20 protein-coding genes are annotated in these 24,248 nt (G+C 46.2%); 18 read left to right on the forward strand and 2 right to left on the reverse strand.

What is annotated here, in order from left to right; translation table 11 throughout:
• The first annotated feature begins 394 nt into the window (after positions 1-394).
• Positions 395-1,588, forward strand: coding sequence for a phosphoglycerate kinase (locus tag CI595_RS06495; protein WP_095172489.1), 1,194 nt, complete (start codon positions 395-397; stop codon positions 1,586-1,588).
• 45 nt (positions 1,589-1,633) lie between these two features.
• Positions 1,634-2,383 carry a triose-phosphate isomerase gene (gene tpiA / locus CI595_RS06500; RefSeq protein ID WP_065541205.1) on the forward strand — a complete coding sequence of 250 codons (750 nt, stop codon included), beginning with the start codon at positions 1,634-1,636 and terminating at the stop codon, positions 2,381-2,383.
• A gap of 68 nt (positions 2,384-2,451) precedes the next feature.
• Here the strand turns inward: tpiA and CI595_RS06505 are convergent, their stop codons facing one another.
• Positions 2,452-3,354: a radical SAM protein gene (locus CI595_RS06505; protein ID WP_167388448.1), complete on the reverse strand. Its 903-nt coding sequence runs from the start codon at positions 3,352-3,354 to the stop codon at positions 2,452-2,454.
• A 189-nt stretch (positions 3,355-3,543) separates the two neighbouring features.
• Here CI595_RS06505 and CI595_RS06510 point away from each other — a divergent pair, with 189 nt between their 5' ends.
• The 5 genes from CI595_RS06510 (at position 3,544) to gpmI (ending at position 9,291) form a co-directional block, all read left to right on the forward strand.
• Positions 3,544-4,992, forward strand: coding sequence for a L,D-transpeptidase family protein (locus CI595_RS06510; RefSeq protein WP_095172491.1), 1,449 nt, complete (start codon positions 3,544-3,546; stop codon positions 4,990-4,992).
• Positions 4,993-5,226: 234 nt separating this feature from the next.
• Positions 5,227-6,006: a transporter substrate-binding domain-containing protein gene (locus CI595_RS06515; protein WP_095172492.1), complete on the forward strand. Its 780-nt coding sequence runs from the start codon at positions 5,227-5,229 to the stop codon at positions 6,004-6,006.
• 79 nt (positions 6,007-6,085) lie between these two features.
• Complete coding sequence (locus CI595_RS06520; protein ID WP_095172493.1) at positions 6,086-6,781, forward strand: amino acid ABC transporter permease; 696 nt, start codon at positions 6,086-6,088, stop codon at positions 6,779-6,781.
• On the forward strand, positions 6,771-7,511 hold the full coding sequence (locus CI595_RS06525; protein WP_095172494.1) for an amino acid ABC transporter ATP-binding protein: 741 nt from the start codon (positions 6,771-6,773) through the stop codon (positions 7,509-7,511). The genes CI595_RS06520 and CI595_RS06525 overlap by 11 nt, the downstream gene beginning before the upstream one ends.
• A gap of 238 nt (positions 7,512-7,749) precedes the next feature.
• Entirely contained in the window at positions 7,750-9,291 is a 1,542-nt protein-coding gene (gpmI, locus tag CI595_RS06530) for a 2,3-bisphosphoglycerate-independent phosphoglycerate mutase (protein ID WP_095172495.1), read from the forward strand.
• 298 nt (positions 9,292-9,589) lie between these two features.
• Here gpmI and CI595_RS06540 read toward each other — a convergent pair whose 3' ends face one another.
• Positions 9,590-10,465 carry a helix-turn-helix domain-containing protein gene (locus CI595_RS06540; RefSeq protein ID WP_095172497.1) on the reverse strand — a complete coding sequence of 292 codons (876 nt, stop codon included), beginning with the start codon at positions 10,463-10,465 and terminating at the stop codon, positions 9,590-9,592.
• Positions 10,466-10,800: 335 nt separating this feature from the next.
• On the opposite strand from CI595_RS06540, the gene CI595_RS06545 reads away from it, so the two are divergent.
• The 11 genes from CI595_RS06545 (at position 10,801) to CI595_RS06595 (ending at position 24,228) form a co-directional block, all read left to right on the forward strand.
• Complete coding sequence (locus CI595_RS06545) at positions 10,801-12,057, forward strand: uroporphyrinogen decarboxylase family protein (protein WP_095172498.1); 1,257 nt, start codon at positions 10,801-10,803, stop codon at positions 12,055-12,057.
• Positions 12,058-12,289: 232 nt separating this feature from the next.
• Positions 12,290-15,484 carry an MSCRAMM family protein gene (locus CI595_RS06550; protein ID WP_095172499.1) on the forward strand — a complete coding sequence of 1,065 codons (3,195 nt, stop codon included), beginning with the start codon at positions 12,290-12,292 and terminating at the stop codon, positions 15,482-15,484.
• The gene (locus CI595_RS06555; RefSeq protein ID WP_095172500.1) at positions 15,477-16,058 is read left to right on the forward strand and encodes a hypothetical protein; all 582 of its coding nucleotides are present in this window, start codon (positions 15,477-15,479) and stop codon (positions 16,056-16,058) included. The genes CI595_RS06550 and CI595_RS06555 overlap by 8 nt, the downstream gene beginning before the upstream one ends.
• Positions 16,055-16,711, forward strand: coding sequence for a hypothetical protein (locus tag CI595_RS06560; RefSeq protein ID WP_095172501.1), 657 nt, complete (start codon positions 16,055-16,057; stop codon positions 16,709-16,711). Before CI595_RS06555 ends, CI595_RS06560 begins: the two co-directional genes overlap by 4 nt.
• Positions 16,708-17,205, forward strand: a complete 498-nt coding sequence (locus CI595_RS06565; protein ID WP_158661699.1) for a signal peptidase I — start codon at positions 16,708-16,710, stop codon at positions 17,203-17,205. Before CI595_RS06560 ends, CI595_RS06565 begins: the two co-directional genes overlap by 4 nt.
• Positions 17,180-17,872, forward strand: coding sequence for a TasA family protein (locus CI595_RS06570; protein ID WP_095172503.1), 693 nt, complete (start codon positions 17,180-17,182; stop codon positions 17,870-17,872). The genes CI595_RS06565 and CI595_RS06570 overlap by 26 nt, the downstream gene beginning before the upstream one ends.
• Before the next feature lie 85 nt (positions 17,873-17,957).
• Positions 17,958-19,277: a phosphopyruvate hydratase gene (gene eno / locus CI595_RS06575; RefSeq protein WP_095172504.1), complete on the forward strand. Its 1,320-nt coding sequence runs from the start codon at positions 17,958-17,960 to the stop codon at positions 19,275-19,277.
• Positions 19,278-19,491: 214 nt separating this feature from the next.
• Positions 19,492-19,728, forward strand: a complete 237-nt coding sequence (secG, locus tag CI595_RS06580; RefSeq protein WP_095172505.1) for a preprotein translocase subunit SecG — start codon at positions 19,492-19,494, stop codon at positions 19,726-19,728.
• Positions 19,729-19,804: 76 nt separating this feature from the next.
• Positions 19,805-22,033 (forward strand): ribonuclease R, encoded by a 2,229-nt coding sequence (gene rnr / locus CI595_RS06585; RefSeq protein ID WP_187144002.1) that lies wholly within the window; start codon positions 19,805-19,807, stop codon positions 22,031-22,033.
• 4 nt (positions 22,034-22,037) lie between these two features.
• On the forward strand, positions 22,038-22,505 hold the full coding sequence (gene smpB, locus CI595_RS06590) for an SsrA-binding protein SmpB (RefSeq protein ID WP_095172506.1): 468 nt from the start codon (positions 22,038-22,040) through the stop codon (positions 22,503-22,505).
• A gap of 43 nt (positions 22,506-22,548) precedes the next feature.
• Complete coding sequence (locus tag CI595_RS06595; RefSeq protein ID WP_095172507.1) at positions 22,549-24,228, forward strand: M3 family oligoendopeptidase; 1,680 nt, start codon at positions 22,549-22,551, stop codon at positions 24,226-24,228.
• The last annotated feature ends 20 nt before the right edge of the window (positions 24,229-24,248 follow it).

The raw sequence follows: 24,248 nt of genomic DNA on the forward strand, positions 1-24,248 counted from the left end.
AATAAAGATAACCATTCAGCCGGGCCTGCGTATTTACTGAGCAGACCGTGCATAAGAGTGGCGGCAGCAGGTATTCGTTCCATCGCAGAGCGATTTTAACGGGCGGATACTCGTAACTGCTCCATGGATGGAATAGTTATGAATAATGACTCATTAAGGGGTCCGGTCTATTTTGGACCGGGCTTCTTTCGTCCATTCGTGAAATGGGAAGTATTATTTGATAAGAACAAGTAACGATTCAGCAGGTCTGCCCATTTACTGAGCTGGCCGTAAGGAAAACATTCCGCAGCCAGGTAAAATCCCATCACCAAAGGCAATTCTGCATGGATCTTTGTCTGCAGATGTGGGGATACTGAACCGTTACAAGAACAAATATTAAAGGAGGCATCATCCAATGCTCAACAAAAAATCAGTTGATGACATCAACGTAAAAGGTAAAAAAGTTTTAGTCCGCTGTGATTTCAACGTTCCCCTTCAGGATGGTAAGATCACAGATGAAAATCGTCTGGTAGCAGCTCTTCCAACTATCAAGAAGCTGATCGCTGACGGCGGAAAAGTGATCCTGTGTTCTCACCTGGGCAAACCCAAGGGAGAGGCAAAACCGGAATTATCTTTAGCACCTGTTGCAAAGAGAATGTCAGAATTACTGGGACAGGAAGTAAAATTTGCCGCTGACCCGGAAGTAGTCGGACCAAATGCAAAGGCTGCTGTCCAGGCAATGAAAGACGGAGATGTTGTTTTACTGGAAAATACACGTTACCGTGCAGAAGAGACGAAGAACGGAGAGGCATTCAGCAAAGAGCTGGCATCTCTGTGCGATGTATTTGTAAATGATGCATTTGGTACTGCCCACAGAGCACACTGCTCCAATGTTGGTGTGACACAGTTTGTAGATACCGCAGTTGTCGGATATCTGATGCAGAAAGAGATCGACTTCCTGGGAAATGCAGTGGACAATCCTAAGAGACCTTTTGTTGCGATCTTAGGCGGCGCTAAAGTTTCCAGCAAGATTTCTGTTATCAACAACCTGCTTGACAAAGTGGACACCCTGATCATCGGCGGCGGAATGTCCTACACATTCTCAAAGGCTATGGGCGGACACATCGGTACATCTCTCTGTGAGGATGACTATCTGCAGTATGCACTGGATATGATGAAAAAAGCAGAAGAAAAAGGCGTAAAACTTTTACTGCCGGTGGACAACCGTATTGGTGATGACTTCTCAAATGACTGCAACATCCAGGTGGCAAAACGCGGTGAGATTCCGGACGGATGGGAAGGCATGGATATCGGACCTGAGACAGAGAAAATTTTCTGTGAAGCTGTCAAAGATGCCAAGACTGTAGTATGGAACGGACCAATGGGATGTTTTGAGATGCCGAATTTTGCTCATGGAACAGAAGAAGTTGCAAAAGCACTGGCTGATACAGACGCTACCACCATTATCGGCGGCGGTGATTCAGCAGCAGCTGTCAATATCCTGGGATATGGGGACAAGATGACACACATCTCCACAGGAGGCGGTGCTTCCCTGGAATTCCTGGAAGGCAAAGAACTGCCGGGTGTGGCAGCAGCGAACGATAAATAAAATATCCCGCCGCTTGCGGGAAGATAGAAAGAAGGAAATCGGATCATGGCAAGAAGAAAAATTGTTGCTGGTAACTGGAAGATGAACATGACTCCCAGCGAGGCAGTTGAATTAGTAAACACATTAAAACCTCTGGTAGCAAACGAAGAAGTGGACGTAGTATTCTGCGTACCTGCAATTGATATCATCCCGGTCGTGGAGGCTTGCAAAGGCACAAACATCCAGGTTGGCGCTGAGAACATGTACTATGAGGAGAAAGGTGCCTACACAGGCGAGATCGCTCCCAACATGCTCACAGACGCAGGTGTAAAATATGTTGTTTTAGGTCATTCTGAGAGAAGAGAATACTTCGCAGAGACAAATGAGACGGTAAACAAAAAAATGCTGAAAGCATTTGAACACGGAATCACTCCGATCATGTGCTGCGGAGAGACTCTGGAGCAGAGAGAACAGGGTGTGACCATGGACTTTATCCGTCAGCAGGTTAAAGTTGGATTCCAGGGTGTGACAGCAGACCAGGCAAAGACAGCGGTTATCGCTTATGAACCGATCTGGGCTATCGGAACAGGAAAAACAGCTACGACAGAGCAGGCACAGGAAGTTTGTGCAGACATCCGTGCATGTATCGCTGAAGTCTATGACCAGGCAACTGCAGAAGCTATCCGTATCCAGTACGGCGGATCTGTAAATGCTAAGACAGCTCCGGAACTGTTCGCTCAGAACGATATCGACGGCGGTTTGGTAGGCGGCGCTTCCCTGAAACCGGATTTTGGACAGATCGTCAATTATAAATAATCTATTGAAGCATTAGAAAAGCCTTCCCTGTAAAAGGGAGGGCTTTTTTGTCAGGGATGACCCGGGGCCTAGATTCCCTCAAGGTCAAAAGGCGGGGTATATTCCTCTTTGGCACTGCTCTTTTCCTGCATATATCCGTCTGTGAGGCCAAGGCGGATGGCTTCGTTCAGTACACTTTCATATTCATATGTGGTAATTCTGCGGTTGAGCTTTGGATGCTCGCTGCTTTTATAGAAAGGAGTAAACTGGCTCAGCAGGCTGATGAGATAGTGGTCATCCGGAAGCGTTTCCTTTATCCAGTGCAGCAGACGGAGGGAGTCTTTTCGGCTGCCGGGAAGAACCATGTGCCGGATGATGACACCGCTTCTCAAAAGGCCGTCTTTGTCAAAGACGGGTGCACCCTTCTGTTCTATCATAACTTGAATGGCTTTGGAAGCCACGGAAAAATAATCGGCGGCTCCGGAGTAACAAGCGGACAGTTCACTGTCATGATATTTTAGATCCGGCAGATAGATATCCACATAGCCATCCAGAAGCGCTAAGGTTTCCTGTTTTTCATATCCTCCGCAGTTGTAGACAACCGGTATATGAAGACGGCTTTTTACCCGGTCAAGAGCAGGGAGGATGGAGGGCAGATATTGAGTGGGTGTCACCAGATTGATATTGTGGGCCCCGGCATCCTGCAGCTCCAGGAAAATTTCAGACAGTCTGTCCGGAGAGATTTCTTTTCCAAACCCCTGGCTGCTTATGGAATGATTTTGGCAAAAGCAGCAGCGGAGTGTACAGCCTGTGAAAAAAATAGTGCCGCTGCCCTTTGTACCGCTGATACACGGCTCCTCCCAATGGTGCAGGGCAGCTCTGGCAGCCATCAGTTTGTCGGTACATTGACAGTAGCCTCTGCGCAAATGACGGTCAACATGGCAGTTCCTTGGGCAGAGTGAACAATTTTTATATTCGTCCGTCTGGTTCATCAGCGATTTTCCTCCAAACATTTCATTTCTTTACCAAAACTGTTTCGTTTTATTAACATCATAATGAAAATTTCCTAAAATTTCAAGTGTATGCCTGAAACCTCTTCCTTTTTGTCGTATTTTGCGTTAAAATAATCCGTGTGAAACTTTTTAGGGGAGAAATGCGTCTAATAATTAAAGGGTGTGAAAATGAGTAAAAAAACAAAAGAAAACAAAAAAACAGAAAAAAAGAATAAGGGAAAAAGCAAGGTTGTCAAAAGAATACTGATAGCATTGCTGATCGTGCTGCTGCTGGCAGTGGTAGGAATTTACTGTGCGGTAGGGTATTATTACCAGGATAAATTCTACAGCGGAACCACCATCAATGGATATGACTGCAGTGAAAAATCGGTGGACTACATCAAGGAGATCATCAAAAAGGAAGCGGAAACTTATGCATTGACCATCAAAGAGCGGGATGACAAGCAGGATGTGGTACAGGCTGCTGACATCAAGCTGACTTATAAGGATGACGGAGAACTGGAACAGCTTTTGAAGGACCAGAATTCCTGGCTGTGGATATTCAGCCTGGCAAAAAATAAGAATTATGAGGTGAGCCTGGATAATTCCTATGATGAGGCAAGTCTGGATACGGTTATCAGCAGCCTGGCCTGTCTCAAGCCGGAAAATATGACAGCGCCGCAGGATGCTTATCTGGAGGATACCGGGGAAGCATATCAGATTGTCCCTGAGGTGGAAGGCAATACCCTGGATCAGGAAAAGACAGTGAAGGCGATCAAGGATGCTGTGAACGGAAGGAAAGGGGAAGTCTCCCTGGAGGAGTCAGGCTGTTATCAGGCGCCTGCTGTACGGCAGGATGACGCGGCTCTGACCCAGGAAAGAGATAAGCTGAATGCATTGACCACCATGCAGATCGTTCTGGATTTCGGTCATGGGCAGGAAACGATCACCAGAGACCTTTTGAAATCCTGGCTGAAGAAAGACGACGCTGGCAATTATTATTTTGACGAGCCTACGGTGAAGCAATATATTATTGACCTTTCCACAGTATACAACACTAAAGGAAAAGCTAGAGACTTTGTTACTACAGGCGGAAGTACGGTTCATCTTACCGGAGGCGACTATGGCTGGCAGTTGTGGCAGGATAAGACCACAGAGTCCCTGATGAACACGCTCAATGCCGGACAGAGTACAACTTTGGAAGTGACCTGGCTGTACAAGGCACAGAAACATGACGGCAATGAGATTGACGGCACTTATGTGGAGATATCCATTTCCCAGCAGCATATGTGGTTCTATAAAAACGGCAGCCTTGTTGTGGATACTCCGGTAGTGACTGGTAATCCAAACACAGGACATGCAACACCGGCAGGAGGTGCCTGGAATCTGAAAGACAAAAAGAGTCCTTTCACCCTTGTGGGGAAAAAGCCGGACGGAAGTATTGATTATGAAGAGCCGGTTACCTATTGGCTGCCATTCAACGGCGGCGTGGGCATCCACGACCTGGTGAAGAGGGATGCGTTCGGCGGTGATATCTATCTGAGCAATGGTTCTCATGGCTGTGTCAACACGCCGATTGATGCGGTACAAATGATTTACAATAATATTGAAGTGAATACACCGATTGTAGTGTATTAGGAAAACAGCCGGAGTTTATATGCTCCGGCTGAAACTATGTCCAGAAATCAGGATTTTGCCTTTATACCCATAAAACAGCAGTGCTGTGACGCGGGAAGGTGTAAACGCGTGTATTGTTTTTGCGGTTTTCTGTTGAAATTTGCGTGTAAAACTGATATAATGCTAATCAGTTGAATAAAAATACATAATATACATTAATAATGCATAAAAATGAATGCATAAGGAGAGAGGAATATGAAAAAATTAGCAGCAGCAGCTTTAGTAGCTGCCATGGTACTGTCTCTGGCAGGATGCGGCAGCAGCACAAAGAAAATTGAGTCAAAAGAGGATCTGAAGGATGCCGTTATCGGCGTACAGCTTGGAACAACAGGTGATACTACGGTATCAGAACCTTCTGTGGGGGCCAAAGAAGTAAAGCGCTATAACAAAGGCGCTCAGGCAATCCAGGCGCTGAAAAAAGGCCAGATTGACTGTGTGGTGATCGATACAGAGCCGGCCAAGAAATTTGTTGAGCTGAATGACGACCTGAAGATGATCGAGGACCAGTTTGATGATGAGCAGTATGCCATCAGTATGAAAAAGGGAAATACAGAGTTGAAAGATGCCTTCAACAAAGCTCTGGGAGAACTGGAAGAGGAAGGTGTTCTTTCCGATATCATAAACAATTACATTGGCGATGAGGCGGGCAAAAACCCATATGAATCACCTGCGGATGCTGACCGTTCCAAAGGCAAACTGGTAATGGCGACCAACGCGGAATTTGAGCCGTGGGAATACCACGACGGTGAATCTATTGTGGGTATCGACGTAGATATTGCTCAGGCTATCTGTGACAAACTGGGATATGAGCTGGAAGTTTCCGATATGGAATTTGACGCGATCCTTCCTGCAGTGCAGTCCGGAAAAGCAGACTTTGGTGCAGCCGGTATGACTGTAAATGAAGAACGTCTGGAAAGTGTTGATTTTACGGATACTTATGCAAATGCAAGCCAGGTTATCATAGTAAAGAAATAAAGAGGACCCTTGAAAAGAAAAGCTGCTGACAATCCTGCCGGCAGCTTTCCTTGCGGGAGAAAGTAAGACAGGTGGAAAAATGTGTGTATTAGGGATTTCACAACAGCTTTATAACAACTTTATAAAAGATGACCGGTATATGTGGCTGCTGGAAGGTTTGAGAAATACACTGCTCATCACACTTCTGGCAGTGATCATCGGTATCATCATCGGATTTTTGGTAGCCATTGTGCGTTCCAGCCATGACAAAAACGGTTCTTTTAAGATCCTGAACGGGGTATTTAAAGTTTATCTGACGGTTATCCGCGGTACGCCAACCATGATTCAGTTATTGATCATGAATTTTGTTATTTTTGGCAGCTTTTCCATCAACCCTGTGCTGGTGGGCGGCCTTGCTTTTGGTATTAACTCAGGAGCGTATGTGGCGGAGATTGTCCGTTCCGGTATTATGTCAGTGGACCAGGGACAGTTTGAAGCCGGGCGTTCTCTGGGGCTTAACTATTCCCAGACCATGAAGTCCATTGTTATGCCCCAGGCATTTAAAAATGTGCTTCCTGCACTGGTCAATGAAATGATCGTGCTCTTAAAAGAGACTTCTATTGTGGGCTACATCGGTATGATGGATCTGACAAAGGGCGCTATGCTGATCCAGAGCCGTACTTATAATGCGTACCTGCCCCTGCTGGCAGCCGCCCTGATTTATCTGGTACTGGTTATGATTTTAACAGCATGTATGAATAAGCTGGAAAGGAAGTTGAGAACCAATGAGCGATAACAACATTTTACTGGAAGTACAGGGGCTTAAGAAAGCTTTTGGAGAGAATAACGTGCTGGACGGCATAACAACGGATATCCGTCAGGGTGAAGTGGTTGCGGTCATTGGTCCTTCCGGTTCCGGTAAATCCACATTTCTTCGTTCCCTGAACCTGCTGGAAGTGCCCACAGGCGGCAGGATTTTGTTTGAGGGTACAGATATTACGGACCCAAAGGTTGATATCAACCGTCACCGCCAGAAGATCGGCATGGTATTCCAGCAGTTTAACCTTTTTCCGAACATGACAGTAAAGGAAAATATTATGCTGGCCCCTGTGAAGTTAAAACTCATGACACAGAGCGAAGCGTCACAGAAAGCGGATGAGCTTCTGGCAAGAGTCGGGCTCCCGGAAAAAGCAGACACATACCCGGACATGCTCTCAGGCGGCCAGAAACAGAGGATTGCTATCGCAAGAGCACTGGCTATGAACCCGGATGTTATGCTGTTTGACGAACCCACTTCCGCCCTGGACCCTGAAATGGTGGGGGAAGTGCTGGAGCTTATGAAAGAACTGGCAGAGTCCGGAATGACCATGGTGGTTGTCACCCATGAGATGGGATTCGCCAAAGAGGTGGCATCCAGGGTGATCTTCATTGATGAGGGAAAGATCCAGGAGGAAAACCATCCAAAGGAATTTTTTGAAAACCCGAAAAATCCCAGATTAAGAGAATTTTTATCAAAAGTATTATAATGACCGGGGACAGGACAGGAGAGATGGATCTAAGATCTTCCTGTCCTTTGCTGTTTAGTCCCCGGTTTTCTGCTATTATCCACTGTACAGCGGAGCCAAAATGCATTATAATTTCTGTCATTTTTTTAACAAAAACCGTCCAAATCTTGTAATTAGGATTGAAAAATTCTGGATTTCTGTTAAAATAAAAAAGGTATAAGACGCAGAAATGGAATTTGACATATAAAGGAGAGAAAATATGAGTAAAAAACCAACCGTATTAATGATTCTCGATGGATATGGCCTGAACGACAATTGTGAGGCGAATGCCGTATGCGAGGCAAAGACCCCTATTATGGACCAGTTAAAATCCCAGTGCCCCTTTGTAAAGGGCAATGCAAGCGGAATGGCAGTAGGCCTTCCGGAAGGTCAGATGGGAAACTCCGAGGTGGGTCATCTGAATATGGGTGCAGGCCGCATTGTCTACCAGGAGCTGACGAGGATCACAAAAGAGATTGAAGACGGTGATTTCTTTCAGAACGAAGCGCTGCTGAAAGCAGTACGCAATGCAAAAGCAAATGATTCCGCACTGCATTTATTCGGACTTCTTTCTGACGGTGGTGTGCACAGCCATAATACTCATGTATATGGTATTCTGGAGCTGGCTAAGAGAGAAGGGCTTTCCAAAGTATTTGTACACTGCTTCCTGGACGGACGTGATACTCCTACCACAGCGGGCAAAGAATATATCAAAGAGCTGAATGACAAGATGAAAGAGCTGGGTGTAGGCCAGGTAGCATCTGTTATGGGACGCTACTATGCCATGGACCGTGACAACCGCTGGGACCGTGTGGAGAGAGCATACAATGTTATGACAAAAGGGGAAGGAAATCAGGCAGAGTGCCCAGTTTGCGCGGTGAAAGATTCCTATGCGGCAGAGAAGACAGATGAATTTGTAGAGCCGACAGCCATTGTAAAGGACGGTCAGCCGGTTGGGATCATCAAAGACAAAGATTCTGTGATCTTCTTTAACTTCCGTCCTGACAGAGCCCGTGAGATCACAAGAGCTTTCTGTGATGACGAGTTTACCGGATTTGCAAGAGATAAGAGGCTGGATCTGACATATGTATGCTTCACTGAGTATGATCCCACCATCCCCAATAAAGACGTGGCCTTCCATAAGGTAGCTATCAGTAATACGTTCGGTGAATTCCTGGCTGCCAATGGCATGACGCAGGCACGTATCGCGGAGACGGAGAAATATGCACACGTTACATTCTTTTTTAACGGCGGTGTGGAGGAGCCAAACAAAGGGGAGGACAGAATCCTGGTGAAATCCCCCAAGGTTGCCACATATGACCTGAAACCGGAGATGAGCGCATACGAAGTTTGCGACAAGCTGACAGAGGCCATTCGTTCCGGCAAATACGATGTGATCATCATCAACTTTGCAAATCCGGATATGGTAGGCCATACAGGTGTGGAAGATGCGGCTATCAAAGCCGTGGAAGCCGTGGATGCATGTGTGGGCAAAGCCGTGGATGCTGTGAAGGAAGTGGACGGACAGATGTTCATCTGCGCGGACCATGGAAACGCGGAGCAGCTGAAAGACTATGTGACGGGCGAAACCTTTACTGCTCACACAACAAATCCGGTGCCGTTTATCCTGGTCAATGCAGAACCGGGTTATGGTCTGAGAGAGGGCGGATGCCTGGCAGATATTGCACCTACATTGATTGAAATGATGGGGATGGAACAGCCGAAAGAAATGACCGGAAAATCCCTGCTGATCAAGAAATGATCCGCTAAATACAACGGAATGTTAAAGAGCGCTGTTCTTGCAGCCGGTTTACAGCAGCCGGCGGGGAACAGCGTTCTTTTTGTGCTGCGGAAAAGTTCGGTCAAACTTTCTTATGCGGCAGGATGCAGATCAGGGGTTACTATTCAGCCTTCCGGCTTCATAGCAACAAAAGCATGCACAGTACTGCCCTTCAGGGTACAGACTGCATAAACCGCAGTCTGGCGCGTGGCTGTCTCGGGATTGCCTTGCAATTGCAAGGCAACACCTCACGGGACAGAGGAAGGCTGAACTGTTACGATCATGGAAACTTCTGAAATCCGGAAGGGTCAAAGAATTTGCGGTAAACAGCAGGAGTGAAATCCAGGTCTTTTTTAAATGCCCGGATAAAGTGTGAGGTACTGGAAAAGCCGCATTCTGCCGCTATGGCGTCTATGGAGAGTGTAGTTTCCATGACCAGCTCCCTTGCATGCCGCAGGCGGAGGGTGGACAGGTACTCATGAGGGGAGGAGCCGGTCTCGGCCTTAAAAACCCTTGAAAAGTGATATTTGCTCAGGGCTGTTTGGCGTGCTGCATCCTCCACGGTAACGGGTTCCTGAAAGTGTGTTTCCAGATAGCGGCAGGCTTTTTGGATGGATGGGCTGGGAGGCTTCCGGATCTTGGCAGCAAGGGAGCCCAGTAAGGTGTGGACCATGGAAGACAGGCGGTGGTCATCAGGCTGGGGAAGGCGGAGCTGGTCCAAAATCTGCTGGAAGGTTAAGGCGGCCTCGGATTTATTCCGGAATAAGGCACCGTTTTTCCGGTAGAGGTATTCACAGTAGTCCGGGGTGATGTTCCCGTCAAAGTGAAAGAACTGGAATCTGACCTGTCTTGGGGTATAATAGTGGTGCGGGTGCATACAGTCCAGAAGGACAATATCTCCTGTTGCGGCTGTGAAGGCGTGCTCTCTGTATGTAAAGTGCAGTTCTCCTGACAGGATGCAGAAGAAAAGGTAAGAGTGCAGACCACTCCGCCGGACCTGGTAGGGCGGCGCACAGAGATATTCAGCGCCCCAGTAGACGCAGAAGAGATATTCCTTGGCAAAGGGGGAAGGAGAGTGGAAGTAAATCCCTTTTTTGCTCATGATTCCCCGCTCTCCCGGGATCATACCTTCCTCGTGTATTTTTTCCAGTATCATAGGCAGCCTCCTTATAGCACAAAATGTATATTAATGAGCATGAATGAGTAGTGAAAAAACTATAAGAATAGTATATATTAGGAGTTAGAAACAAGCAAGACGGAAATGTGGAGACTTGTGGGTAATTATTATCTGCGCACGTTTTGTTTATTATGAGGCATTGTGTGCTTAGGATGTACAGTAAAACAGGGTAAAGTATTTTGCTGATGGGTGTACAGCAATAGAAAGCTTATAACTGTTGTCAGCAGTTATGGTTACCAAGTGTTTTGGGTATCTGCGCAGGTGGATTTCAATTTTGGGGGATGCTTTCTATACTGTGAGAAAGGAGAAGTGTTATGACATCAAGAGAAAGAGTTCGGGCGGCGTTTGAACACAGGCAGCCGGATAAGGTGCCGGTAGATTTTGGGGGTATGTGCTGTTCCATGATCAATGCCATTGTGCTGAAGGACCTGCGGGCATATTATGGGCTGGAGTACCGTCCGCCGAAAATCAATGACATGTCCACCATGACAGCTTTTGTGGAGCCTGATCTTGCAGACTGTCTGGGATGTGATGTGCAGCAGCTTTATAATTATGGAGATACTTACGGACATATTAATACAGACTGGAAAGAGTGGAAATACCGCGGTGAGACAGTTCTGATCCCATCCAACGCAGTTGTAAAGGATGACGGTAAGGGTGGTTATTTTGTATATCCGGAAGGGGATGACACCCTGCCGCCGTCCGGTCATATGCCGGCCAATGGATTTTATTTTGACAATCTGACACGTACACCGGAATTTGATGAGGATGAGGCCAATCCCGATGACAATGTGGAAGATTATACCCATGTGACAGATGAACAGATTGCCTACCACAAAAAAGTTCTGGCAGAAGTGAGAGGCTCACAGAGAGCCATTCAGGTGGGGCCTGGCTATTTTGGACTGGGTGACGCTAATAATATACCGGGACCGAATCTGAAGAATCCCAGGGGGATCCGAAGTATTCAGGAGTGGTATATGGCCCCCCTTCTCTATCCTGAATATGTGGAGGAGGTTTTTGAGAAGGGAACAGAGATTGCCATTGAAAGTTTCAGGAAATACTGGGATGCATTCGGTTCAGATATTGATATCCTGTTTATCTGCGGTACGGACTTTGGAACCCAGAGAGGGCCTTTTATGAGTCCGGAAGTATTCCGGGACCTGTATATGCCTTATTATAAAAAGATGAATGACTGGGTGCATGCGCACACAACATGGAAAACACTGAAACACTGCTGCGGCGGTATTTTCCCTATCCTGCCCTACATGATCGAGGGCGGATTTGACGGGATCAATCCGGTACAATGTTCCGCGGAGGGAATGGATCCCAAAACGCTGAAGGATACATACGGCAAAGATATTGTGTTCTGGGGCGGCGGTGTGGATACGCAGCAGGTACTGCCCTTTGGCAGGCCGGAGGAAGTGCGCAGGCAGGTCCTGGAGCGGCTGGAGATATTCTCTAAGGACGGAGGATATGTTTTCAACACCATACATAATATTCAGGCCAACACACCCATTGAAAATATAGTTGCTATGATTGATGCGGTAAAAGAGTTCAACGGGGATAAGTAAAAATATTTGTACAAAATTGCAGGGTAAAACAAGGCGGGAATTTGTGAAAGTTTCCGTCTTGTTTTTGCGAATTTCCTGTGCTATGATTTATCTACATTTCAAATCTCGGAATGATTCCGAAAATCTGAAAAGGCCATTCGGCCGAAATTTCCAAATGTAAAGAAAAAGCAGAAGGGGTAAAAATGCCTTTATAGGGGATTTTATGCCCTGATGCGGAAAGGGGCGTTATTTTATGAAAAAATGGAAGAAGGTTCTGGCAGCAGGGCTTCTTACGGTCCTTTTTTCCAATGCTGTCTGTGGACAGGCGGTTTCTGCCGAAAAAGGCGGGGAGATTCTGTATGCAGATGCAATGGGGCAGGCTATCCGGACCGCTTCGGAGGGAAAAGGCCCTCCATTCAGGGCAGGCAGAGTACAGGAACGCGGACTGCAGTCCGTAGAAAAGGAGAAAATCGCATATCATAAGGAGGAAGCAGAGCATGGTAACAGTCAGAAAAGGAGATTGTGCAGCACCACAAAGGAGGATGCAGAGCATGTTAACAGTCAGAAAAGGAGATTGTGCAGCACCACAGGGGAGGAAGCAGAATATAGTTCCGGTATCAAGACAGGTGATAAGGGAACGTCAGGTTATGAAAAAGACATGGAATCCGGGCAGATGTCAGGAACAGGCCAGAATTCCGGTCTGGAGACAGGGGGAAGGGAAAAGTCTGTCCCCGGTACATCTGCAGGATCACAAAAAGTCTCCGGTCATTCAGGTTTGGAAACAGAAGGAATGCAGAAGGTTTCCGGTCGGCCAGGAGTGCTGCGATCAGGGGCGCTCTGTATATCCGGTCAGGAGGCTGTACAAAAGAGCGCAATCCTCCAAAATTCTGTCGTGGAATCCAAATATAAACAGAAAAACAGGGAAAATATTTGTGCGAAAGCCAAGGTCGATCTGATGACTGCACAGATACAGAAAAAGACAGAGGAAGGAAGGTCTGTGAAGATACGGAAAAAGACAGAAGAAGGAAGGTCTGCACAGATACGGAGAAAGACAGAAGAAGGAAGGCCTGTGCAGATACAGAGAAAGACAGAAGAAGTAAGATCTGCGCAGATACAGGAGAAGGCAAAAGCGCAAAAGGCAGAGCAGAATCCGGATGATTTAAATGGAACGGCAGATTCAGAGCCTCATGTTGATTCGGAAAGTCCGGAAGACCCAGGCAGTCTCAAGGAGCCGGAACGTTCGGATAATGCGGAAACCGGCACTGGGGAAAAACAGCCCGATAATTCTTTCGGAAGCGGCAATACGGAAGTAAGCCAGGGAAACGAGCAGGAGGAAGAAAACAAGGAGGAAGAAAACAAGGAGGAAGAAAACACAGAGGAAGAAAACAAGGAGGAAGAAAACCAGAAGGAGGAAGAGCATAAGGAGGAGGAACAGGATACATTGGAAAAGGCGCTGGAGGAACCGGTACCGGGTCAGTATTCCAGAATTTCCGATATGCACATGAGAAGTGCAGTGACCAGTACCATACAGGTTGGCTGGAAGGAATCCTTGGGTTCTATAGATCCCGGACTTTTAAGTCTGGATGACCCTTATAACGTATCTATCAAGTATGTGGACTCCAGCGATACCGGCAACCCGGATATGCGGGGAAAGTGGCGTCTTCTATACTGTGTGCAGTATCAGCATAATGCGCCGGAAGGGCAGATCACCTGGGATGGGGCAGGGCGTGTCTCACCGTCTATTGCATATCTTATGTACTGGGGCTGCCGATACTGGGGGAAAGAGAGTCTGTGGCCGAATTACAGGACAGGATACGGCTGGAAATACGATGCGCTGGCCACTCAGTATGCGATTCATATAGTCAACGGGGAATTCTCCCTGAACACTCTGTACAATCATCTCAAAGGATCAAAAAAAGAGCAATTCTATAACATCATAAACAAGATGGTGAACGATGCAAATCATCCCCCCTATTATACACCTTTTGCCGATGGCTGGCGAAGCTTTGACTATACCTTGTCCGAGACAAGTGTTACATGGACCGCGCAGGCTTATAATGGCAAAGAGGGATTTATAACAAAATGGATAAACCAGAATTTGTCAGACGGAATCACAGACTGCAGTGAGTATATCACTTCAAAAAAAGGAACCGCGGACAACGGTGCCACAGTTATCTGGAAAGACAGCGGTGACGCGTCAGCGTTCAGAATCTGGATTCCCAAATCACAATATCTGCTGCTGCAGGAAAAAGGTGCTAAGGTCACAGCTTCCATATCAGGCGAACATTCTCTGTATCTGGCGGGCTGGGTCTATAAAAGCAATAATTCCAAATACCAAATGGTGACCATGCTGGAGGGCGGTGGGGGTTCTGCAGCCCACAAAAAAACAGTCACGGCACAGATTCCCAAAAAGGCAGTGAGCTGCTACATAGATCTCCAAAAAGCGGACAAGGAGACCGGTGAGACAAAACCGCAGGGAAATGCTGAGTTTTCCGGTGCGGTATATGAGGTAAAAAATAAGGCCGGCACTGTGGTTGATAAAATGACCACAAATACATCAGGAAAAGCAACCAGTGTTCCACTTGCCACAGGGACCTATACGGTAAAGGAGATCACTGCCCCAAAAGGGTATGAACTGGATAAAAAAACCTACACAGTGACCTTTACAAATACAGATTTGACTCAGAGTGTGTACCGTAAAAGCGTACGGTCAGAAGAGCCTGTGAAAAAGGGAAGTGTGACGCTGAAAAAAATATCTTCAGGGTCTGGCAAAACCTTAAAAGGGGCGGTCTTTTATCTGTATACAGGCAAAAACCAAAAAGTAGGAGAGTATACCACGGACGAGGAGGGGTGTATCATCGTCAAGGATTTACCCTGGAACAGTTACTTCTTTATTGAACAGACGGCTCCGGATGGATATGAGCTGTCTGATAAAAAGATTGAGTTTGCCATAAATAAGGAATCCACCGGCAAAACAGTGGAGCTTACCGCAGAAAATACGCCGAGGACCGTAAAGATCATATTGGAGAAGGAGATAAATGCCGATGAAATAAATTTTGCAAACGGTAATCCTATTTTTCTGTTTGAAGTAGAAGGGGTGGATTTGGAAGGAAACTCCCATATTTTTCACGGCATTACGGAATTTACAAAAGAATATGTGGAACAGGAGAAAAACAATGATAATAAAGTCCGCAGGACCATCACATTTTTGGAATTGCCAGCCGGCACATATACCGCTCGTGAGATGAAAATCATGCGGTATTCACTGAAAGACATTACAGAAATTTCAGGAGGTGTCAGAGCACTGGATACCGTGGAATTTGATCTGATCCAAAACGATGCAGGTCATGCAGTCTTTATTAACCGGAAAGATGAATGGCAGGACTGGTCAGATACATCTGTCTGTGAAAATATTATTTTGAAGAGGGAAAAGGTAGAAAATGAGTGAAGTCAGGAAAAGAGAGATGCGGAGAGAAGCTGCGGCACTGCTGCTGCTGATCCTTCTGCTGACAGCAGCCGGGTTAGCGGTGGGCGTGGGGAGTGCCTATTTCAGTGACCAGGACGCGCGCAGCAACCGGATCAAGCCGGGAGACAGCAATCTGGAGATAACAGAGGAATTCCATCCACCGGATGAACTGAAGCCCGGTGAGATCATAGCAAAAAGTGTGCAGATCACCAATAAAGGTAAATCCAGCTGTTTTGTGCGGTGCAGGCTTCTTCTGGATGACGAGGGTATCCTGCCATATCTGAACCTGGGACTGGACACAGAAAACTGGGTAAAAGCGGAAGACGGATATTATTATTATAAAAGTGCGCTGGAGATAGGTGAGATCACAACAGAACTTCTGAAACAGATTGAAGTGGCAAAAGATGCCCCGGAAGAACTGCTAAAGCGCGGCTTCTCTCTGAACGTCTATGCGGAATCCTACCAGCAGGGGCAGTTTTTAAAAGAGGCCTGGCAGGAAGCGTGGAAACATTTTGAAAAGAATCAGAAGGCGTGGAATGAGGAGGGGAGTGTATGAGGAGAAAGCGATATTTTCAGACATTGTGTTTCTTCCTTCTGCTTTTGGGATTAAGCCTGCCCCGCCTTGTCTTTGCCGGACAGACAGGATTGGAGAAGGCAAAGGGAAAGGTGGACATCAGGCTTGAAGAGTTTACTCTGGATAAAAAAGGCCGGGAGGTGACATGGCAAGACTTGGAGGCTGTGATGCCGGGACAGGAAATTGTGAAGATCCCCAGAGTCACCAATCTGCAGAATACATGTGAGATCAGGGCTAAGATTGAAGTTTCCATGGGGAAGAAAGTGGAAATCCCTGTCACGGAGGATATGATAAAGGGAATGCCAAAGGGCTGGAAAAAGCATGAGGATGGCTGGTATTACTATGAGAAAAAATTAAAAAAAGGTGAGAAAACAGATATCTTCCGTTCTTTCACGATTCCCCCAAATTGGAATACAAAATATGACGATAAAGGGAATATCAGAAAATATTATACGGAAAACAGTCTGGATATCGTGGTGACGGTGGAGGCTGTGGGGGATGGGGACTGGTCAAAAGAGGTACAGACGGTGCACTCCCCGAAAACAGGGGATGATGCACCGATCATTCTGACGGCAGTCCTGTGTCTGGGATCTTTAGCCGGAGCTTTCGCAGCCTGGAAATGGAGAAAGTCATGAAAAGGGCATGTTATCTGGCCGGGGAGATCGTTTACTGGGCACTATGCCTGGTATTGATACTCAACCTTCTGTTATGCATCATAGGGATACGCCCTTTTATTGTGGTCAGCGGTTCCATGGAACCGGCTATAAAAACGGGAAGTATATCCTGGGTAAATCTCCATGCAGATGCCAGCTGCATGGAACAGGGGGATATTCTGGCTTTTAAGAGAAACGACGGGGAATTGGTCCTGCATCGGATCATCCGAAAGACAGAAGCAGGAATGGTGACTAAGGGGGATGCCAATCAAACACCGGATCCGGCTTTGGTGAGAGAACACCAGATAAAAGGACGGGTTTTGTTTACGGTTCCGTATGTGGGAAAAGCATTTATGAGAAATGCCGGAGAGTTTGCCGTATTTTTTACAGTGGGCAGTGTGGTTTTATTTATACTACTAAAAACAGTGAAATTTTCAGGAGGAAAATACCATGAGAAAAATAACAATGAAAAATAAGAAACAAGCAGTGATCTTATGCCTGGCACTGGCAGCTATATTTTTGATTGGAAGTGCAGCAGCCTATTTTACGGATACAGAACAGGTGAAAAACCATCTCACCATCGGTAAAGTGGATATCACACTGACAGAACCCAAGTGGGACGCAGTACCGGACAAGGAAAAACAGGATATTACGCCAAATAAAAAACTGATAAAAGATCCAAAAGTGACAAACGTAGGAATAAATGACGCCTTTGTCTTTGTCACAGTCCAGGTGCCTGTTGCCAATGTTATCACTGCAAATCAGGATGGCAGCAGAAACCCAAAGGCACTTACGGAACTCTATTCCTGGACGGTCAACAGCGGCTGGACGAAAATGGGAAATGCTGCAGAAGTAAAAAATGAGAGTAATGTAGTTGTGGCACATGAGTATAAATATGTATACGGAACAGATTCAGTCTGTACTGCACTGGCAAAAGGAGTAACAACACCGGAGCTGTTCAGTTCCGTGACATTTGCCAATGTGATTGAAGGGGAAAAGATGCCGGACGGAACTTCCATGGAGGAGGCGGAGACGGATATTGATCTGAAGGCTTTTGCAATCCAGACCACAGATCTTACGGAAAAGGATGTGACAGACCCGGCAAATGTATGGAAAATTTTTGAAACACAGAATAAATCCTGACAACGTAAAATAATTTGTCAAGGCATATTTTTACTTCAGCCAGACAATACTAGTTTTGTATGAAGAAATTGCAGGAGGTAATGCCATGTATCGTTATTTGCCAATACGAAAGGTATACGCCAGAGAAGTATTAGACTCCAGAGGAAATCCGACCGTGGAAGTTGAAGTGACAGTCGGTGAAGGAATAGTGGGAAAAGACGGGGTGACAGGCAGGGCAATCGTTCCTTCCGGTGCATCCACGGGAAGATTTGAAGCAGTGGAACTTAGAGACGGAGAAAAGAGGTATCGAGGCCTGGGTGTCCAGAAGGCTGTGAACAATGTCAATGTAAAACTGGCAGATGCGGTTCTGGGAGAAAATGCCCTGAAGCAGTGCCATATTGACAGCCTTCTTCTGGAGGCAGACGGAACAGACAACAAAGAGCATATAGGTGCCAATGCAGTTCTGGGCGTATCACTGGCTGTAGCAAAGGCGGCTGCTAAAGCACTGAAGCTTCCTCTCTATCAATATCTGGGAGGCTGCCATGCAAAAAGAATGCCGGTACCTATGATGAACATTTTAAATGGTGGAAAACATGCAGATAATACGGTAGATTTTCAGGAATTTATGATCATGCCTGTGGGAACAGAGAGTTTTCATGAAGGGCTGCGCATGTGTACGGAGATTTATCAGGCATTGAAAAAAATACTGAAAGATAAAGATTTGTCTACAGGCGTAGGCGATGAGGGTGGTTTTGCACCAAATTTAAGCAGTGCCACGGAAGTTTTTGAAATTCTGAATCAGGCTGTGGAAAAGTGCGGATATGCACCGGGAGAACAAATCTGTTATGCCATGGATGCTGCAGCAAGCGAACTGTATGACCAGGAAAAAGACTGTTATTATTTCCCTGGGGAATCCCAGATGAGCGGCAGTGAAGTACAGAGGAGTTCCAGAGAGATGGTGGAATACTACAGGGAACTGCTTGATCAGTTTCCCATTGTTTCGATCGAAGACGGTTTAAATGAAGATGACTGGGATGGATGGCAGCTCATGACCCAGGAACTGGGTGAAAAAGTACAGCTTGTGGGAGACGATTTGTTTGTCACAAATGTTAAAAGGCTTAAATGCGGTATTAAACTAAATGCGGGAAATGCCATACTAGTCAAGGTAAATCAGATCGGTACACTGACAGAGGCCATGGATGCTGTGGAGATGGCACAGAAAGCAGGGTACAGAGCAGTGATCTCACACCGTTCCGGTGAGAGTGAAGATACGTTTATCGCTGATTTGGCGGTAGCAGTGAATGCAGGACAGATTAAAACAGGGGCCCCGTGCCGCTCAGAACGTACAGCAAAATATAACAGGCTTCTTAGAATTGAGGATTCTCTCGACGCACAGGCCTGCTACGAGACACCATTTGAGAGATAAAAGATGTGCAGCAGCTCACAATATGCTGAAAGCGTAGTTTTTTGTTCAGTAACACGCTTTGCGCGGCTTCCCGTGGGGAAAACGCCTTTTGGGACGGCTGCTTGCGAACCGTAACAAAATATTTCCAGAAACAGGTCGGAATCGCCGAAAAACAGTTGAAATCTCGGAAATACTGTGATACACTAATTTTGTTTGACGATTAGGAGGTGTAATCATGGAAATTTTGAGAATTGTACTGACGATTTTATTCGTTATTGATTGTATTGGGTTGACCGTTATTATTCTGATGCAGGAAGGAAAATCTCAGGGACTGGGCACAATTGCCGGTGTAGCTGATACCTATTGGGGTAAAAACAAGGGCCGTTCTATGGAAGGGGCACTGGTTAAAGCCACAAAGATCATGGGAATTTTGTTCTTCGTTCTGGCACTGGTTTTGAATCTGAAATTTTAAGAGATGGCACTCTTGCAGTCACGCAAGGGTGTCATATTTTTATAGGCGGAATACGCCTTAAGTTAGGAGTAAATATTTGAAAAAAAATGCACAAGTAAAAAAACGCAGAAAGATGCTGTATGAAATCATGTGCTGCAAAGAGTACACGCCCATGCGGGCAAAGGACCTGGCAGTGCTTCTGCAGATTCCGGCAGGAAAAAGAGATGAGCTTCATAAAACCCTGGACATGCTGCTGGAGGAAGGCAAGATAAGCATCAACAAGCGGGGCCGCTATGAGGCGGTTAGAAAAGAAAGCGGGAAGAAAGAAAAAGAGCCTTCCCGTGAATATGAGAAGAAAAATAAAGGAAAACGGGAATTTTATCTGACCGGAATCTTTGTGGGCAATGCCAAGGGGTTTGGCTTTGTGGAAGTGGAAGGTGAGGCGGAAGATATTTTTATCCCGGAGGAACACACCGGTGATGCGCTCCACAAGGATACCGTGCAGGTGCGTATCTTAAAAGAGGAGCGTGACGGGCGCCGCAGGGAAGGCGCGGTGGTCAAGGTGCTGGAACGTGGAATGAAAGAAGTCGTGGGCACATATGAGAAAAGTGACAGTTTCGGCTTTCTGGTTCCTGACAACAGAAAATTCTCCAGGGATATCTTTATTCCCATGGAACATTCTATGGGGGCTGTCAGCGGTGATAAGGTGGTTACATCTATCCGTAATTATGGCACCAGAAGCAGAAATCCGGAGGGGAAAGTAAAGGAGATCCTGGGACATCAGGGCGAAAAAGGCGTGGATGTTATGTCAGTGGCCAGAAGTTATGACCTGCCTATGGAATTTCCGGAAAAGGTGCTGAACCAGGCAGAGAGAATCAAAGATTCCCTCAATGAGGGGGACTATTACGGACGCATGGATTTGAGAGACTGGACCATGGTTACCATTGACGGTGAAGATGCAAAAGACCTGGATGACGCCATCTCTGTTACCAAGGAAGGGGAATTTTACCACCTGGGAGTGCATATTGCCGATGTAAGTAATTATGTACAGTACAACAGCGCGCTTGACAGAGAAGCACTGAAAAGAGGTACCAGTGTCTACCTGGTTGACAGGGTCATTCCCATGCTGCCAAAAAAATTGTCCAATGGAATCTGTTCCCTGAATGCCGGTGAAGACCGCCTGGCACTGAGCTGTCTGATGGATATTGATAAGAAGGGCAATGTGATCGGCCATAAGATTGCCGAGACGGTCATCCATGTGGACAGGAGGATGACGTATACAAATGTGAAAAAGATTCTTCTTCATGAAGATGAGGAGATTACCAGGGAATACGCAGAGTTGGCGCCCATGTTCTTTCTCATGCAGGAACTGTCGGGAATTCTAAGAAAGAGAAGAGGAAAGCGGGGAGCCATTGATTTTGATTTTCCGGAAAGCAAGATCAAACTGGATGAGAACGGCAGGCCCACGGAGATATATTCTTATGAACAGAACGTGGCGACAGAGATCATCGAAGATTTTATGCTGCTGGCAAATGAGACGGTTGCGGAAGAGTATTATTTCAGGGATATTCCGTTTGTATACAGAACACATGATAATCCGGACCCGGAAAAGATGGAAGCAGTGCTTAGTATGGTACGCGGAACGGGAATTAAAGTGAAAAAGGCAAAACAGGAGATACACCCAAAAGAAGTACAGCGTATTCTGGATGAGATTGAGGGTATGGACTGTGAGCCGTTCTTTTCCAGACTACTTCTGCGTTCTATGAAACAGGCCAAATACACCACAGACTGCAGCGGGCATTTTGGACTGGCGGCCAGATATTACTGCCACTTCACCTCCCCGATCAGGAGATATCCTGACCTGCAGATACACCGGATCATAAAAGAGACCATTCATGGAAGGATGACCCAGGAGAAGAAAAAGCATTATGCTGATTTTTTGGATGCAGTGGCCAACCAGTCTAGTACCCTGGAGCGCAGGGCAGAGGAAGTGGAACGGGAAACTGTGAAAATGAAGAAGGCAGAATATATGGCAGCCCATCTCGGTGAGATCTTTGAGGGGACCATATCCGGTGTTATGGAGTGGGGACTATATGTGGAGCTTTTAAGTACTGTGGAAGGGCTGGTACATGTCAACACTCTGACAGATGACTACTATGTCTTTGACAGGGAACATTACAGTCTGACCGGTGAAACCACCAAGAGACAATATGTTATGGGACAAAAGATAAAGGTACGGGTAGAGAATGCGGATATCGTTACAAAGACAGTGGATTTTTCGCCAGTAACCGAGGAGAGTGCAGAAAAGGTGAGAGGAAAGGAATAAGATAATGGGAAAAGAATCAGGGATTCGTCTGATCGCAAACAACAAAAAAGCATATCATGATTATTTTATAGAGGATACCTATGAGGCAGGGATCGAGCTTGCAGGTACTGAGGTAAAGTCCATGCGCATGGGAAAATGCAGCATCAAGGAATCATTTATCCAGATTGACCGAGGTGAGGTCTTTGTTTATGGCATGCATATCAGTCCTTATGAAAAAGGGAACATCTTCAATAAAGATCCTCTCAGAACCAGAAAACTTTTGCTGCATCAGTATGAAATACGCAAGATTGCGGGAAAAATAGCAGAGAAAGGATATACTCTGGTACCGCTTAAAGTTTACTTTAAAGGCAGCCTTGTGAAAGTGGAGGTCGGAATCGCAAAAGGCAAGAAGCTGTACGATAAGAGACAGGATATTGCCAAAAAGGACCAGAAAAGGGAAGCTGAGCGGGAATTCAAAGTAAAGAACCTGTAAGAACCGCATAGTAATAAATCCAGTGAAAAGCGAGGAGACCAATATGAAATTTTGTGACATGCCCTATGAGAGAATTGACTTTGAGAAGGTAAAAGAGGAACTGCTGGGACTGATGGAAGCCTTTAAAATGGCGAAAAGCGCACAGGAACAGTTTGAGATCCATAAAAAATATTATCGGCTCTCAGATAAAGTGTCCACACAGGTGACCCTGGCATCCATCCGGCATAGTATGGATACCACAGACGCTTTTTATGAAAAAGAAAAGGCTTATTATGATGAGCAGGTTCCCGCTTACAGCAACTTATCTGTGGAATATTTGAAACTGCTGTATCATTCTTTGTACCGGGAGGAACTGGAGCAGATAATCGGGCCTGTAGCTTTTAAGAATATGGAACTTTCCTTCCGCTCTGTGAGTGAAGCGGTGATTCCCCTCATGCAGGAGGAAAATGCCCTGGTGACAGAGTATGAAAAACTGCTGGCCGGTGCAAAAATAGATTGGGATGGGGAGACTTTAAATCTGTCTCTGTTAGGTCCTTACCTCAAGCACAAAGACCCCGAAGTCCGAAGAAAAGCCTATGAAAAACAGAATGCGTTTTTTATGAGTATTGAGGACCGGTTGGATGAACTGTATGATAAGCTGGTAAAGAACAGGACGCTTCAGGCAAAAGAGCTGGGATTTGAAACCTATACAGAACTGGGATATCTGCGCATGCAGAGGAACAGTTACCAGAGAGAACAGGTGGAGAATTTAAGGCGGCAGGTAAAGGAAGTATTTGTTCCGTTCGCGGAAAGTCTGTGTGAGCAGAGGAGAAAGCGTCTGGGGCTTTCTAAGATGTATTTTTCAGATGAACAGGTGTATGGAACAAAAGGGAATCCCCAGCCTTTTGGTACACCGGAAGAGATTCTGGAAGCCGGACAGAAAATGTACGGGGAGCTTTCCAAAGAGACTAGAGAATTCTTTGATTTTATGATAGAGAATGAACTGCTGGACGTGTTTGGAAGAAAGACAAAAGCAGTAGGCGGATATATGACGTATATACCGGACTATAAGTCTCCGTTCATTTTTGCCAACTTTAACGGAACCAGTGATGATGTGAATGTGATTACCCACGAATGTGGTCATGCGTTTCAGGGATATCTGGCATCCGAAGACTTGATTCGTGAACACGCAGATATCGGTATGGAGACTGCAGAGATCCATTCCATGTCTATGGAATTCTTTGCAGAACCTTGGTATTCACTGTTTTTTGCAGGAGAAGAGGCAAAGGCATATCAGGAAATGCATCTGGAGGATGCGGTTCTATTTATCCCGTACGGCTGCATGGTGGATGAATTCCAGCACCGGATTTATGATAAACCGGATATGACGCCGGCTGAAAGAAAATCCGTTTGGAAGGAGCTGGAACATGTCTATAAGCCTCATTTGGATTACGGCAGCCTGCAGTTCTTTGCGGATGGCGGTTACTGGCAGAGACAGCATCATATATACAGTTTTCCTCTCTACTATATCGACTATGTGATCGCACAGCTCTGTGCATTTGAATATAAAAATAAAATGCAGGAGAATTATGAGGAGGCTTGGAAGAGTTATTTAAAGCTCTGCAGACTATCTGCCTCAGATTACTTTGAAAATCTTCTTCAGAAAGCCGGTCTGCGCTCCCCCTTTGAGGATGGGTGTATCCGGGAAATAGTTGATAAATTAAGAAAAGATATCTCCAGATAAAAGAAACGGCCGGGGATTGT

The sequence above is a fragment of the Blautia hominis genome, from assembly GCA_002270465.1.
Taxonomy (GTDB): domain Bacteria; phylum Bacillota; class Clostridia; order Lachnospirales; family Lachnospiraceae; genus Blautia; species Blautia hominis.

Excerpts from the sequence above, each read along its gene's own strand:
- eno (WP_095172504.1), top strand. The coding sequence starts at position 17,958 with ATGTATCGTTATTTGCCAATACGAAAGGTATACGCCAGAGAAGTATTA.
- CI595_RS06525 (WP_095172494.1), top strand. The coding sequence starts at position 6,771 with ATGAGCGATAACAACATTTTACTGGAAGTACAGGGGCTTAAGAAAGCT.
- CI595_RS06595 (WP_095172507.1), top strand. The coding sequence starts at position 22,549 with ATGAAATTTTGTGACATGCCCTATGAGAGAATTGACTTTGAGAAGGTA.
- CI595_RS06520 (WP_095172493.1), top strand. The coding sequence starts at position 6,086 with ATGTGTGTATTAGGGATTTCACAACAGCTTTATAACAACTTTATAAAA.
- CI595_RS06545 (WP_095172498.1), top strand. The coding sequence starts at position 10,801 with ATGACATCAAGAGAAAGAGTTCGGGCGGCGTTTGAACACAGGCAGCCG.
- CI595_RS06510 (WP_095172491.1), top strand. The coding sequence starts at position 3,544 with ATGAGTAAAAAAACAAAAGAAAACAAAAAAACAGAAAAAAAGAATAAG.
- CI595_RS06555 (WP_095172500.1), top strand. The coding sequence starts at position 15,477 with ATGAGTGAAGTCAGGAAAAGAGAGATGCGGAGAGAAGCTGCGGCACTG.
- CI595_RS06505 (WP_167388448.1), bottom strand. The coding sequence starts at position 3,354 with ATGAACCAGACGGACGAATATAAAAATTGTTCACTCTGCCCAAGGAAC.
- CI595_RS06570 (WP_095172503.1), top strand. The coding sequence starts at position 17,180 with ATGAGAAAAATAACAATGAAAAATAAGAAACAAGCAGTGATCTTATGC.
- CI595_RS06495 (WP_095172489.1), top strand. The coding sequence starts at position 395 with ATGCTCAACAAAAAATCAGTTGATGACATCAACGTAAAAGGTAAAAAA.
- CI595_RS06565 (WP_158661699.1), top strand. The coding sequence starts at position 16,708 with ATGAAAAGGGCATGTTATCTGGCCGGGGAGATCGTTTACTGGGCACTA.
- CI595_RS06560 (WP_095172501.1), top strand. The coding sequence starts at position 16,055 with ATGAGGAGAAAGCGATATTTTCAGACATTGTGTTTCTTCCTTCTGCTT.
- smpB (WP_095172506.1), top strand. The coding sequence starts at position 22,038 with ATGGGAAAAGAATCAGGGATTCGTCTGATCGCAAACAACAAAAAAGCA.
- tpiA (WP_065541205.1), top strand. The coding sequence starts at position 1,634 with ATGGCAAGAAGAAAAATTGTTGCTGGTAACTGGAAGATGAACATGACT.
- secG (WP_095172505.1), top strand. The coding sequence starts at position 19,492 with ATGGAAATTTTGAGAATTGTACTGACGATTTTATTCGTTATTGATTGT.
- gpmI (WP_095172495.1), top strand. The coding sequence starts at position 7,750 with ATGAGTAAAAAACCAACCGTATTAATGATTCTCGATGGATATGGCCTG.
- CI595_RS06515 (WP_095172492.1), top strand. The coding sequence starts at position 5,227 with ATGAAAAAATTAGCAGCAGCAGCTTTAGTAGCTGCCATGGTACTGTCT.
- CI595_RS06550 (WP_095172499.1), top strand. The coding sequence starts at position 12,290 with ATGAAAAAATGGAAGAAGGTTCTGGCAGCAGGGCTTCTTACGGTCCTT.
- CI595_RS06540 (WP_095172497.1), bottom strand. The coding sequence starts at position 10,465 with ATGATACTGGAAAAAATACACGAGGAAGGTATGATCCCGGGAGAGCGG.